We start from the raw sequence: 13444 nt of genomic DNA, 5'->3' as shown, positions 1-13444 counted from the left end.
GCCTCTATGCGGTTTTGGGCAGCAAACCCTGCGGCCGGGCCACCAGCACGCCGAGAAACACCACGTGGCCGAGCCAGATACCCCAGCCGGGATCGAAGTAAAAACCCACCTGCTGCGCAATACCGAGCGCCATGCCGCCGACGAAGGTGCCCCAGAACGAGCCCATCCCGCCGATGATCACTGCTTCGAACGCGTAGAGCAGCAACGCCGGGCCATCGGTCGGCGACACCGCGGTGCGCATCGAATACAGCGCGGCAGCGACCGCAATCAGCACGAACGCGATACCCATTGCGAGCGCATAGGTGCGGCGATAGGAGACGCCCATCAGTTGCACGATCTCGCGATCATCCGAGGTGGCGCGAAACGCGCGGCCAAGCGGCGTGCGGCCGAACAGCCACTGCATGGCAAAAGCCAAAGCGGTGGTGACGACCAAAGTGACGAGCGGCAGATAGCCCAGCGTGATGCCGCCCGCGAGCGTGAGGCTCTTCGACTCGAAGCTGCCCGTCGCGATCGAACGCGGATCGGCGGAGAACACCTGTTGCAACACATTCTGGATCACGATCGACAATCCGAACGTGACAATCAGCGAAGGCAGCGGATCGCGGCTGCTTACCCGGTTGAGGATCGTGTACTGCACCGCGTAACCCGCGCTAAACGCAATCACGAGCAGCAGAACCAGCGACACGGCGAGCGGCAGATGCGCGTAGTTCGTCAGGGCGAAGAGCACGAACACCAACAGCACGATGAAATCGCCGTGCGCGGTGTTGGTGAGCCGCATCACGCCGAATACCAGCGATTGACCCATCGCGAAGAGCCCATACAGCGCGCCGAGCAGCACACCCTGTACGACGATATTGATGAACGTGTTCATGCGACCGCTCCAAAATATGCCTGCGTGATCGCCTCGTCCGACACCTCGGCCGATACACCCGCCAGCGACACACGCCCTTCCTGGAAGCAATAGAAACGCGACGACACGCGGCGCGCCAGTTGCACGTCCTGTTCGACGACGATCGCACTCATGCCACCGGCGACAATCGCAGGCAAAGCCGCATAGATCTCGCGCACGATAACCGGCGCGAGGCCGAGCGAAAGTTCGTCGCACATCAGCAGATCGGGATTGCTCATCAGCGCACGGCCGATTGCGACCATCTGCTGCTGACCACCCGACAAGGCAGTGCCCGCATGGTGACGACGCTCCCGCAATGCCGGAAACAGCGAGTAGACGCTTTGCAGGTTCCAGCGGCCGGGCCGTTTGGAAAATGCGCCGAGCAGCAGGTTTTCTTCGACGCTCAAGCTCGCAAACAGACGTCGCCCTTCCGGCACCAGCGCGATGCCCTTGCCGACAATGCTCGCCGCAGCCGCACTGCCGACCGGCTCGCCGCGATACAGGATCTGCCCGGCGGAACGGGGGCGCAGCAGGCCCGCCACCGATTTCAAAAAGGTCGACTTGCCCGCGCCGTTCGAGCCGATCAGCGCAATCACCTCGCCTTGCGCCACCGTTACATCGATGCCGAACAGCGCCTGGAAGTCGCCGTAAAACGCGCTCAGCGCGCGAGTCTCCAGTAATGCCGACATGGTCATGCCTCCAGTCCGAGGTACACCCGCCGCACTTCGGGGTCGTCCATCACGGCGCCGGGCAGGCCTTCGGCGAGCCGTTTGCCGAAGTTGATGACGAGCAGCCGGTCGGCCACCGCGAGCAATGCATGCACGACGTGTTCGATCCACACGATCGTCACGCCCGCCTCTTTCACGCGGCGAATCTCGTCGACGAGTTCGTGCGTTTCGGGTTCGGTCAGGCCGCCTGCAATTTCATCCAGCAGCAACAACTGCGGTTGCGTGGCCAATGCGCGGGCCAGTTCGAGGCGCTTGCGATCCAACAGCCCCAGCGTGCCGGCCAACTGGTTGGCACGCGCTTTGAGACCCGTGCGTTCGAGTACATCCATGCAGACGTCGTAGGCGGCATGCTCGGCCAGTTCGCCGCCGAACGTCGCGCCGACCAGCAGGTTCTCGAATACCGTTATGCCGCCGAACGGCCGCGGCACCTGATACGAGCGGCCGATCCCCGCCGCGCACCGGCGATGCGGCGGCAAGTGGTTCACATCCGCACCGTCGAATTCGACTCTGCCCTGATCGGGCCGCACGTCGCCGCTGACAAGGTTGAACAACGTGGTCTTGCCGGCGCCGTTCGGGCCGAGAATGCCGTACGTCTCGCCGCGTTCGACCGCGAAGCTGATGTCATCGGTCACCTGCAGCGCGCCATAACGCTTCGACACACCGGTTAATCTGAGAACTGGGTTCATCACCGCTCCCCGCTATAAAGTCACGCGATCAGCTTGAGCGGGCCGGACAGCGGCACGTTCGGCGCGAGCTGGTTGTTGACGATGGCGAGATCGAAGCGATGCTTCTGTCCCTTCACCCATTGGCCGCCTACCAGCGGCGTCTTTGCGACGTTCTTCACCGGCCCGCTGCCCCACGCGACATGACCGACCAGCGTATCGAGCTTCGTCGTTGCCACTGCGTCGCGGATCGCTTCATTCGAGTCAACATCTTTCGCGCGCTTTAACGCATCGACGGCGATTTCGAACAGCGCATGCGCAAAGCCGATCGGTTGCGTCCATTGCTTCGACGTGATGCGCTCGTAGTCGTCCGCGACTTGCCGCGCGCTTTGTCCCGTCAACGACGACTTGAACGGATGCGAAGGCGACCACCACACTTCGGTGGAGAGGCCATCGCCGAGATCGCCGAGCGCTTCGATCGAAGTGGGAAACAGCAGTGCCTTGCCGATAGAAATGACTTTGGGCTTCAGACCTTGCTGACGCGCCTGCACGAGAAAGTTCTTCGCGTCGGGCGGAATCACGACGCCGGTGACGATCTGCGCATTCGCCTGCTTGAACGACGAAATCTGCGCGGAGAAGTCCTGCGTCATGCTCTGGAAGCGCCCCGGGTCCTTCAGCGTGAAGCCCTTTTGTGCGAGCACGGGCGGGAAGCCGAGTTTCGCGTCACCCCAGGCGTTGCCGTCGCCATCGTTCGGAAACAGGCCGCCGACGCTGTGATTGGTCTGCACCGACTGCCACATGCCGGTGAACACGGCGATCACGTCCTCGAGTCCCCAGAAGAAGTGATAGGTGAAGCGGAAGCCTTTCTTCGGATCGCCCTTTCTGCCGAAGAACCACGGCTGCCATGGCACCACCGTCGACACGCAAGGCATTTCGTTCAGCTCGCACGCATCGCTGACCGGATTAGCGGTCTCGGGCGTACCGGAGACGAGCATGATGTCGACCTTGTCCTTCAGGATCAGATCGTTGGCGACTTCGCCGGCGCGATTGGGGTTCGACTGGCTGTCCTTGACGACAATCGACACCGGATAGGTTTTTCCGCCGATCACGATGCCGCTTTTCAGCGCCGTCTGCATCTGCTGGATCGTGAAACGGTCGGCTTCACCGAACGGCGCGAGCGGGCCGGTTTGTGGCGATACGTAGCCGATTTTCAGCGTGCGCGGGCCGCCAGCGAAGACGAGCGGCGAGAACGCCGACGTTGACGCGGCGAGCGCGCCGCCTGCGGCGAGTGTGACGAAGCGGCGGCGCTTCGCATCGAAGGAATATGCGTCCATGGTTGTCTCCTGAATTTTTTGTATGAGTGGGGGGCGTTCGTGCTAATCCGGCCGTCTGCCTTCGAACGCAGCTTCCAGCAACGCGCGTAGCGGCGTTCGTTCGACTGGCCGCGGATTCCAGTACGGATTCTTCAGCGCGAGATCGAGCGCGACGTCGAGATCGGTTGCACTTAAACCGATGTCTTTCAGCGCGGTAGGCGCGCCGTTATCGCGTGCGAGGTCGAATACGCCTTGCGCGGCGTCGTCGGCGTGCAGCGCGTGTGCCATACGCTTCATCGCCCCCGGTGCGGCCTCGCGGTTATAGGCGAGCACGTGCGGCAGCACGATCGTGTGCGTTTCCGCGTGCGGCAGATTGAACGTGCCGCCGAGCGTATGGCATAGCTTGTGATGCAGCGCCATGCCGACGCTGCCGAGCACCGCGCCGCACAGCCATGCACCGTAGAGGCAATCACCACGTGCAGCGAGATCGTCCGGTTTCAGCATCACCCGGGGCAGACCGTGGCCGAGCGCACGGATCCCCTCTTCCGCCATCAGCTCGATGATCGGATTCGTGTCCTGCGCGTAGAGCCCTTCGGCCGCGTGAGCGATTGCGTTGATGCCGCTCGTCAGCGATATCGCGGGCGGCAGCGACGTGGTCAACGACGGGTCGTAGATCACCGTCTTCGGCAGCACGCGCAGATCGCGACCGGTCTTTTTGACACCGGCTTCGGTGAGGCCGTAAATCGGCGTCATTTCGGAGCCTGCATAAGTGGTCGGAATCGCGATGATCGGCAGCGAGGTTTCGAGCGCGATCGCCTTGCCGAGTCCGGTCGTCGATCCGCCGCCTATCGCGATCGCGCAATCGGCGCCGACCTGCATGGCAAAGTCGCGGGCCGCGCGAGCGGTTTCGATCGGCACGTGCATCACGGCTTCGGCGTAGACGCCCGCCGCCCGCGAGCCAAGACTTGCCGCCAACGCTTCGGCCTGAGCACGCTGCTGCGGCGTGGACAGCACCATCGCGCGCGTGGCGCCGAGCAAGGCGATCTCGCGATCGAGCTGGTCGAGACTGCCCGCACCGAAGATCACGCGTGAGGCCAGGCCGTTATAGACGAACGATTCCATGGCGGTTCAGCGCGGGTAGTAAGGCGGAATCTGCGCATCCACGTTGACCCAGACCGACTTGGGCTGCGTGTATTCGCGCATCGCTTCAAAACCCATCTCGCGTCCATAGCCGCTCGCGCCGACACCGCCGAACGGTGACGCGGGGCTCACGCGCTTGTAGCAATTGATCCACACCATGCCGGCGCGAATCTCGCGGGCCACCAGGTGCGCGCGTTGCAGATCGCGTGTCCAGAGACCCGCACCGAGACCGTACTCGGTGCCGTTCGCGATCGCGAGTGCTTCTTCGTCCGTGCGGAATGTCGTGACCGTCATGAACGGACCGAACACTTCTTCCTGCGAGACCCGATGCTCCGGCTTCGCTTCGACGATGGTCGGCTCGACATAGCAGCCATTCGCGAGCGCGGCATCGTCCGGCGCCTTGCCGCCCGCCAGCACGCGGCCACCCTGTTCCCGTGCGACGTCGACGAACGACAACACGCGGTCGCGATGCTGACGCGAGGTCAGCGGGCCCATTTCGGTCAGTGGATCGAGCGGATTGCCGATCCGGATCGTGCGGCTCAATGCGGCGAACTTCTCCAGCACTTCGTCAGCGATCGATTCATGGACGATCATCCGTGAACCGGCGATACACGCTTGCCCCTGGTTGTGGAAGATCGCGAACGCGGAGCCTTGCACAACCGCGTCGATATTCGCGTCGCCGAACACGATGTTCGCGCCTTTGCCGCCGAGTTCGAGCTGCACCTTCTTCAGATTGCCGCTCGACGCCTGCACGATCTTGCGGCCGATCGCTGTCGAACCGGTGAAGGCGACCTTGCTGATCTCCGGATGCTCGGCGATGTACTGACCCGCCACATGACCCAGGCCCGGCAAGATATTGACGACACCGTCCGGAAGTCCAACCTCGGCCATCAGTTCTGCGATCGCGAGACTCGACAGCGGCGTGAGTTCAGCGGGCTTCATGATCACGCAGTTGCCCGCGGCAAGCGCCGGCGCCATCTTCCAGCTCGTGAACATCAGCGGAAAGTTCCACGGCACCACCTGCCCGACGATGCCGACCGGCTCGCGCGTCATGTAGTTCAGAAAGCCCTGCTCGACCGGAATCACCGAGCCTTCGAACTTGTCGGCCATGCCGCCGAAATAGCGGAACGTAGCCGCCGTGCGCGGCACATCGAGATTGCGTGTGTCGCGAATCGGGTGCCCGGTATCGAGCGATTCGAGGCGCGCCAGCACATCGGCGTTCGCTTCGATCGCATCGGCGAGTTTGAGCAGCAAACGCCCCCGCTCCATCGCGGCGAGATTGCTCCACTTCGGAAACGCCGCCTTCGCCGCCGCCACGGCGCGATCGACATCGGCGGGTCCGGCCATCGCGACTTCAGCAATCACCGAGTTGTCGTGCGGATTAAGGGAGGCGAGCGTTTCGCCGTTTGCAGCCGGCACGAAGCGGCCGCCGATGAAGAGTTGCGTTTGCATGTCAATCCCGCGCAAGTAAAACTTTGGACGTGACATTCCCCGCGGCGCCAGCGGTCTGGCGCCGTTCGATCAACGATCGGAGGGAATGCCTGAGAGTTAGATCTGGATCGGATACGGCGGCAGTTCACCGCTTTCGTAGCGCTTCGGCAGATCGGGCGTGGCGTTCTCCCACACCAGCAGCATCGAACGCTTCTGCGAGTAGCCCTTGTGGCGGATGTCGGCCGGCATCGCGGCGATATCGCCTGCGTTCATCGTGATGCGTGCGCGCGGCTCGCCGCTGTCTTTATCGGCGACGTCCCAGATGATCTGGTCGGACAGTTGCAGGAACCATTCGACGCGGTCGTTGCCATGAAACACCGGCAGCACGAATTCCTCGGTGGTCGGACAGAACAGGCTCTGCTGGCAGACCGACGTGACCGACGGATTCCACGTCACGTCAGAGCGCGACAGGTACTTGAAGAGGCTGAACGCATGCAACGCGCTCTCGAATCCTGGCTCCGCATGAATCTCAGGTTCGTCCTGGACCACATCGGCGAACTGGCGATTGACCGGCAAGTCGTCGCGCAACGGCGAATCGCCTTCGAGACCCGGCATGCGCTTCGTAGCGATCCGCGTGCGCTCGATCGCGGCGATGTTGTCGCCATGTTTCGTGCCGAACGCGGAGCCGGTTTCTTCGGGCGCGGCGAACGGATCGAAGCCTTCGTTGACCCAGTCCCGCAGAATCGCCTTGAAGGTGGCCATGATGAGCGGCGTGTCGAACTGCTGCATATGATCGACGCCCGCTTCCTTGAAACTTGCGTTGTACGCACCGGCATACATGTCGACCTTGCCGTAGTGATTGCGCGTGCCGATCACTTCGTCGAAGTTGACCCAGCCGTAGAAGAAGCCCCAAGCCACGTCGCGCATCATGGCGCGCAGGAAGTCGTCGGCGTGCATCTGGTGTGAGCGGATCTGGCCTTTCGCGGGCCATTTGACGGTGGCGAAATAAGCGTCGCGGCTGAATTCGAAATCACCGAGGCGGAACGTGCGATAACCGCTCACCGCGTCGGCCTCGCTTGCGGTGACGTTTTGCAGGGTGTTGGTTTTGTCCATGATGGGCTCCAGGAGAGGATCGATCGGGTAGAGGGAATCAGTGGATGCAGATGTCGGCCCACTTCTCGACCGAATAGCGCCCGAGGATCGTCTGCACGAGCAGCACGCCCTTCGTCCTCGCTTCGAAGCGATACGCGGCGCCCGCAGGCAGCAGCGCCTGATGGCCGCGACGCAGCCGGACGTAACCCATCGACTGGCCCGACGGTTGGCCTTCGAGCCGCACGCTGCCTTCGGTCTGCGCGTCGACCAGCGGGCCGTCCGACGGTTTGATGAAATAGATGTCGATTTCGCCGTCGAGCACGACCGCGAATTCATCGTGCGACGCAGCAAACCACGGCGACGAACCTTCCGCACGCAGCGTCTCGATCACGTACTTGAGATTCTTGCCGACGACGACTTTCTCGTAGGGCGCGGCGCGGCTCGCGACCTCGAACACGTTCGACATCGCGTAGTGCTCCGGTTTGCCATTGATGATTTCGATGGAGCCTTTGCGGAAATTGTCCAGGCTACCGAACCAGGTCTCTTGCATGTCTGCCTCCAGTTGATCTACGAATCCGCGAATGCGTTGCATGGATCGAAGATTAAGTGGCGGCAGGCGCAACAGCAATGTTCTGAGGGTCGGGAAACGCGAACCATGGGTGCTTCAAAATCGCGCCAGGGAAACTACCTGGTGGAGAACCCGGGCGGTTCTCGGGGGGTTCGCCGGTGGTTTTCAGTCTTCGGCCAGCTCCTCGCCGACGCTTTTGGTCTCGTCGTCCGGCGGTGAAATGCCGAGCGCCTTGTCCCACTGCGGTTCGCGCAGATAGCGGGCGCGCAGGAAGTCGACGAAAGCCTTGACCTTGGTGGTCGAGCGGTGCGAGGCGGGATAGACCGCCGACAGCCACAGCGGCGGTGCAGCGTACTCCGGCAGCACGCGTTCAAGGCGCCGTTCGAGCAGATCGGCCGCGGCGACCATCGTCGGCAGATAGACGACGCCCGCACCGGCCCGCGCGAACTCGAGCAGCAGGTGCACGCTATTGGTTTTGAGCACCGGATTCAGCGCGATTTCGAAGCACTCGTTGCCTCGCATCAGCGGCCACTTGTCGCCCCATGGATAGTACGAGTAACGGGCGAAATCGTGCCGCAACAGGTCGAGCGGCGTTTCGATCATCGGCTCTTCCTTCAGATAACCGGGCGCCGCGCACAGCACGCCTCGCACGGGAAAGAGACGCCGCTCCACCAGCAGGTTGGAGGCCGGCGGATAGATCTGCAAAGCCAGGTCGAAGCCTTCCTGCACCGGATCGATCACCCGGTCGTTGACGGTCACGACGAACTCGACGCGTGGGTAAGCGGCGCGGAATTCGATCAGTGTTTGCGAAAAATGGCCAAGCGCGAAGCCCGGCAGAACGTGGATATTGAGCGTGCCGGCGAGCGCCTGCGGATCGCCGCGCGAGCGTCCGGACAGATCGTGGACCTTGTTGACCAGTTCGGCGCACTCGCGGTAGTACGTTTCGCCGAGTTCCGACAGGCGCACCGCCCGCGTCGAACGATGAAAGAGCGGCACGCCGAAATGGTCTTCGAGCTGCTTGACGCGCGAGGTCACCACCGATTTGGCGACACCCAGTTGGCGCGCGGCACCGGCAAAGCTTTGCGCTTCCGCCGCCCGCACGAACGCTTCCATCGACATGAACAGGTCCATCTTGTCTCCTCCGGTCACCGTGGCCCGTAGTCCTCCTTGCTTACGGCAAGTGTAGTCTGCTTCGGCACACTGGACGCGGAAACGGCATTAAACACCGGCGCAAGCCCCATGCTGTCGAGCAAGCTGCTGAATTCACCGAGCCGTTTGTGCAGATACGCCGGCACGTCGACATCCGCGTAATCGTAGAAGCCACGCGCATCGCGCAGACCATCGCGGCCTTCACGCATGTGATCGCTGACGATCGCGGCGGGCAGAAAGCGTGGATCGATCGCCCTCGCCAGATAGTGCGACGCATAGTAGAGAATGTCGCAGCCGCCCCAGTCGATAAATTCGAGCAGACCCAGCACGGAAAACCGCAGACCGAAACCGGTACGGATCGCCGTATCGATGTCTTCCGCGCTGGCAACGCCCTCCTCGACCATGCGCGCGGCCTCGTTCATCGCCAGCGCCTGGATGCGCGGCACGATGTATCCCGCCGACGGCGCGCACACCACCGGCACCTTGCCGACCCGGCGCAGCAACGCGACCACGCGCTCAACGGTCTCTTTCGCCGTGGCATCGCTACGACTGACCTCGACGAGCGGCATCAGGTGAGCCGGGTTGAGCCAGTGCGCGTTGAGAAGCCGCCCTGGATGCACGACCACCAGCTGAAGTTCGGTCACAAGAAACGTCGACGTGGTCGATGCAAACAACACGTTTGCCCCAGCGTGCTCACATAGCCAGGCGAACGCGACCTGCTTGGCCTCCATTACTTCCGGCACGGCCTCGAAGACGATCTCGCCTTCGGCAAGCCCTTCCCGCGCGCGCTCACGATCCACGATAACGATGCGCGCCATCGTCTCCGCGGCCTGCGCCTCGCTGATGCGGCCGAACACCACCTGCGTCTGCAACTGCCGCACGATCTCGCCACGCGCGGCAGCCGCAAAGGCGCTACGGGCTGCCGGGTCGCGGTCCTTGAAGTCGATCAGCGTCACGCGCAAGCCCGCATAAGCGAAGGCAAGCGCGATGCCTTGCCCCATCCGCCCCGCACCGAGGATATGAACGTGCTGGATCTCGACGGCCGTGCTCATTGGCCGAAACCCCGTTCGAGCAAGGCCGTCATCGCCTCGCGCGAAAGCGACGCAAGGCCCAGCCGCTCGAGCGTGCGGCCTTCGCCGTACAGATCGCGCTCCGACACCGCGCTCGCCAGATTCAACAGACCTTCGGCGACGGGCGTCGGCACCCCGGCCCAGCGTCCCGCCGAAACCAGAAACGACAAACCGAGCCGCGTATCTTCGAGCATATAGCGGTGCGTCTTCAGATCGATGTCCTCGCGCCAGTCGCCGCTATCGGTCAACTTGCCGTGCGCGCCGCGGCCATACATCCACTCGTCGCCCTCGCTCGCGTAGTGGTCGGCGAGCGGAAAATGCGGCGCGCCGTAGCCGAGCGCCTCGCGTACCGCCATACGCTCGGCGTCGAGCACATTCGTTACGCGGCGGATCGACGGTTGCGTGCCTTCGTTGTGAATGTCCCAAGCATCGAAGTGCTCGAGCGGTCCGGCGTTCATCATGATCAATGGCGGGTGGATCACCGGTCCCGCGTTCATCAGGGCGCCGCTCAACGCGTCCTCGATCGGTTCGACCGACGGATAAGCCGCCCGCAGCACCGGAACCGCCCACGTCGCAAACCGTGCGGGAAAGACGCCGCTCGGCAGGCGCGTGGCGTACGCGCTCACCACCACATTGTCTTCGCCATGTTTGCGTGCAAGGTACGGCAACGTGCCGGTCTCCGCGAAGGCCACCTCGTGTGCGTTGCCCGCCTCGTGCATTGCCTTCGCGAACACATAGCTACCGAACGTGCCGGGCGGCAGGAACACCACCTGATGATCCGCGAGAACTGGTGCCAGTTGAGCCGCCAGCGCTTCGTGCGTTGTTGAAGGCAGCGGGATCACGATGAGCCGTGCGCCCTCCACTGCTTCCGCGAGGTCGTCGACGAGACGGATCGCGCCCGGCTGCGCGCCGATCGGCACCCGCCGCTCGCCGCGAAAGTCCTTGACCTTGAGCGCGCCGAGTTCGCGCAGCCGCGCCGCGGCGACCGTATCGCGGCGCCACCACGTCACGTTATGTCCTTTTTCCAGCATGTCGATCACGGCCGCGTAGCAGCCATGGCCCCCGCCCAGTACGCTGACATTCATCACACTTCTCCTTGTTCGATGATCGTCAGACTACGGGGTCGCCGGCACAAAGACGCTTCACAGCGCGCAAGCCGCATTCAAATCCGGCAACTCAATGAGCGCGCCGTCGCGCGCCTGATGAACAATCTTGCTATCCGGGTCGATCCGTTCTTGCGCGAAAAAAATGGCCATCGCATGATGAGCGCGCTGCCCGCTCCCCGCTTCGAGGCCCATGAATGGAAATCGCGATTTCACGCAGAAACCGTAACCGTCTGATCGCATCGCACGCCCGCGAGGATATCGAGCGGGAAGTGTCACAGGTGCTCTGTCCGCACCGGATGGAAGTCCCGCACCGTGGCCCGCTCAACGCCGAGCTATACGGCGTCGCACTCCATCAGGCGATGCTCCTCGAACTCCACTACGGCAGCGAAACCCACATCGATGCTGGCGACATCGGCAATCACTACCTGTTTCGCACCACACTCAGCGGCCAATGCGCGCTGGAATCGGGTGGCGAACGCGTTTCGCTGCGGGCCGGGAGCCTGAGCGTGTCATCGCCCGCACGTATGAGCCGCATCGTCACGGACCGCGAATGCCGCAACCTGCTCTTGCGGATCGACCGGCAGGCGCTCGAGGTCAAGCTTGCCGAGATGTTGAACGACAGCGTCAAACAACCGCTCGTGTTCGATCTCGCTTTCGACAATGCACATACGGGCACCACGGTTTTTTTGTCGACCCTGCGCTACCTGTGCAATCTGTGCGACCAGTTCGACGAGCCCGCGCAGGAACGGATCTTCGGCCGCGATCTCACGCAGTGGCTGATGACCGTTCTGCTCAGCCAGTTGCCGCATTCGTACAGCGCGACGCTGGCCCGCGCCTCCTCGTCGCCACTGCCGGTCCACGTGCGTCGCGCGCGCGACTATATCGACGCCCACCTCGACGAGCCGCTGCGGATGGACGCCTTGGCGCGCGCCGCCGGTGTTTCAACGCGCACACTACAGAACGGTTTCAGCCAGTTCCTCAATACGTCCCCCGGTGGCTATATCCGCGAACGGCGGCTCGAGGCCGTGCACCGCGCACTACAAACGCAGTCTGAACGCTCGGTGACCGATATTTTTGTCGAGCACGGCGTGCACAGCTTTGGGCATTTCGCCAAGGCGTACGCGCGGCGTTTCGGCTGCCTGCCATCGGCCACCGCGAAGCGCATGGTGCGCAACTGACTCCCATGCAGACCGATCCCGCCAATTCCGCCGATTCCACCGCTTCCGATCCGCACGAACATGACCCGTTGGCCTTCACAGAGGCCGCAGGGGCCCCGCGCGTGCGGGACCTCGACCTGAACCTGCTGAAGGCATTTCACGCGGTGTACATCGAGAAAAACGTCGGCCGCGCGGCGTTGCGGCTGGGGATCACGCAGCCTTCCGTGAGTCACGCGCTTGCCCGCCTGCGGCTCGTGTTTCGCGACGCGCTGTTCGTGCGTACGCCCGGCGGTGTCGAAGCGACGCCGCGCGCGCAGCGCCTCGCGATTTCCATCGATCGCGTGCTGGAGATTCTCCAAGACATGCTCGATGAAGGCGCACAGTTCCGCGCGGCCACGTCGCGCCGCGTGTTCCGCCTGCATATGAGCGACTTCGCCGAAGCCGCGTTTCTGCCGACGCTGATGCGCGAACTCGATACGCGAGCGCCCGGGGTGGTGATCGAAACCCATCAGATCGACGACAGCCAGTTCAACGTGGCGCTCGAATCGGGCCGCATCGACTTTGCGCTCGGGCATTTCCCGCATGCGTCGAGCCACTTTCACCATAGCGAACTGCTGCAGGAGCGTTATGTGCTGCTGATGGCGCGGCGCGTGGCGGAGCAGTTCGAACTGCGGGAAGGCTATACGCTGAATGCAAACGTGCCCGCGGGACTGCACTTCATCGCGGTCACTTCACACCCGCAATCGGTCGAACTGCTCGAACGCTATGGGCTCACCTCGCGCGTGCGGATTGCGGTGCCGAACTTCATGGTGGTGCCGGCCATCCTGAGCCGCTGCGATTACGCGCTGATTCTGCCGCGCACCGTTGCGCGCGCGTTCTCCACGCTCGGTGAATCGGCCGTGTTCGAACTCGAAGATGCGCTCACGTGGCCCGTGAACGCGTACTGGCATCGCCGTTTCGATGCCGATCCCGGCCACCGGTGGCTGCGCGGTGTGCTCATGGAGCTGTTCCGGATCGGCGCCCGCGAGCCTTTCGACAGTTGGCTCAGCGCGCCGCTCGATCTCAATCCGGAAGGCGTACGTAGCGCCTGAACGCGTCAGGAGCGACCCGCCGATTCACCAGCGGGTCAGCTTGATCAG

14 protein-coding genes are annotated in these 13444 nt (G+C 63.3%); 2 read left to right on the top strand and 12 right to left on the bottom strand.

Going from position 1 to position 13444, the window contains the following annotated elements:
• Positions 1-4: 4 nt before the first annotated feature.
• From M0D67_RS27490 to M0D67_RS27435, 12 genes are all read right to left on the bottom strand, one after another.
• Positions 5-871 (bottom strand): branched-chain amino acid ABC transporter permease, encoded by an 867-nt coding sequence (locus tag M0D67_RS27490; RefSeq protein WP_266240471.1) that lies wholly within the window; start codon positions 869-871, stop codon positions 5-7.
• Complete coding sequence (locus M0D67_RS27485; protein WP_266240470.1) at positions 868-1578, bottom strand: ABC transporter ATP-binding protein; 711 nt, start codon at positions 1576-1578, stop codon at positions 868-870. The genes M0D67_RS27490 and M0D67_RS27485 overlap by 4 nt, the downstream gene beginning before the upstream one ends.
• 2 nt (positions 1579-1580) lie before the next feature.
• Positions 1581-2303, bottom strand: a complete 723-nt coding sequence (locus M0D67_RS27480; RefSeq protein WP_266240469.1) for an ABC transporter ATP-binding protein — start codon at positions 2301-2303, stop codon at positions 1581-1583.
• A 20-nt stretch (positions 2304-2323) separates the two neighbouring features.
• On the bottom strand, positions 2324-3613 hold the full coding sequence (locus tag M0D67_RS27475) for an ABC transporter substrate-binding protein (RefSeq protein WP_266240468.1): 1290 nt from the start codon (positions 3611-3613) through the stop codon (positions 2324-2326).
• Between the two features lie 42 nt (positions 3614-3655).
• Positions 3656-4714 carry a maleylacetate reductase gene (locus tag M0D67_RS27470; protein ID WP_266240467.1) on the bottom strand — a complete coding sequence of 353 codons (1059 nt, stop codon included), beginning with the start codon at positions 4712-4714 and terminating at the stop codon, positions 3656-3658.
• 6 nt (positions 4715-4720) lie between these two features.
• A complete protein-coding gene (locus tag M0D67_RS27465) occupies positions 4721-6184 on the bottom strand; it encodes an aldehyde dehydrogenase family protein (RefSeq protein ID WP_266240466.1) in 1464 nt (487 codons plus the stop codon).
• 96 nt (positions 6185-6280) lie between these two features.
• The gene (locus M0D67_RS27460) at positions 6281-7276 is read right to left on the bottom strand and encodes a hydroxyquinol 1,2-dioxygenase (protein WP_266240465.1); all 996 of its coding nucleotides are present in this window, start codon (positions 7274-7276) and stop codon (positions 6281-6283) included.
• Between the two features lie 37 nt (positions 7277-7313).
• Positions 7314-7805 (bottom strand): hydroxyquinol 1,2-dioxygenase, encoded by a 492-nt coding sequence (locus M0D67_RS27455; protein WP_171928589.1) that lies wholly within the window; start codon positions 7803-7805, stop codon positions 7314-7316.
• A 183-nt stretch (positions 7806-7988) separates the two neighbouring features.
• Positions 7989-8954, bottom strand: a complete 966-nt coding sequence (locus tag M0D67_RS27450; RefSeq protein ID WP_266240464.1) for a LysR family transcriptional regulator — start codon at positions 8952-8954, stop codon at positions 7989-7991.
• A gap of 14 nt (positions 8955-8968) precedes the next feature.
• Positions 8969-10024: a 3-hydroxybutyryl-CoA dehydrogenase gene (locus tag M0D67_RS27445; protein WP_266240463.1), complete on the bottom strand. Its 1056-nt coding sequence runs from the start codon at positions 10022-10024 to the stop codon at positions 8969-8971.
• Positions 10021-11127 carry an NAD/NADP-dependent octopine/nopaline dehydrogenase family protein gene (locus M0D67_RS27440; protein ID WP_266240462.1) on the bottom strand — a complete coding sequence of 369 codons (1107 nt, stop codon included), beginning with the start codon at positions 11125-11127 and terminating at the stop codon, positions 10021-10023. Before M0D67_RS27440 ends, M0D67_RS27445 begins: the two co-directional genes overlap by 4 nt.
• Before the next feature lie 57 nt (positions 11128-11184).
• Positions 11185-11340 carry a hypothetical protein gene (locus tag M0D67_RS27435; RefSeq protein WP_171928586.1) on the bottom strand — a complete coding sequence of 52 codons (156 nt, stop codon included), beginning with the start codon at positions 11338-11340 and terminating at the stop codon, positions 11185-11187.
• Positions 11341-11342: 2 nt separating this feature from the next.
• Here M0D67_RS27435 and M0D67_RS27430 point away from each other — a divergent pair, with 2 nt between their 5' ends.
• Together M0D67_RS27430 and M0D67_RS27425 are read left to right on the top strand one after the other, a co-directional pair.
• Positions 11343-12326 carry an AraC family transcriptional regulator gene (locus tag M0D67_RS27430; protein WP_266240461.1) on the top strand — a complete coding sequence of 328 codons (984 nt, stop codon included), beginning with the start codon at positions 11343-11345 and terminating at the stop codon, positions 12324-12326.
• 5 nt (positions 12327-12331) lie between these two features.
• Entirely contained in the window at positions 12332-13396 is a 1065-nt protein-coding gene (locus M0D67_RS27425; protein WP_266240460.1) for a LysR family transcriptional regulator, read from the top strand.
• Positions 13397-13444 lie beyond the last annotated feature (48 nt).

This window comes from Paraburkholderia sp. SECH4 (genome assembly GCF_030511745.1).
GTDB classification, from domain to species: Bacteria; Pseudomonadota; Gammaproteobacteria; order Burkholderiales; family Burkholderiaceae; genus Paraburkholderia; species Paraburkholderia madseniana.
The sequence above is the reverse complement of the archived record's forward strand: the minus strand, read 5'-3'. Positions and strand labels throughout refer to the sequence as shown.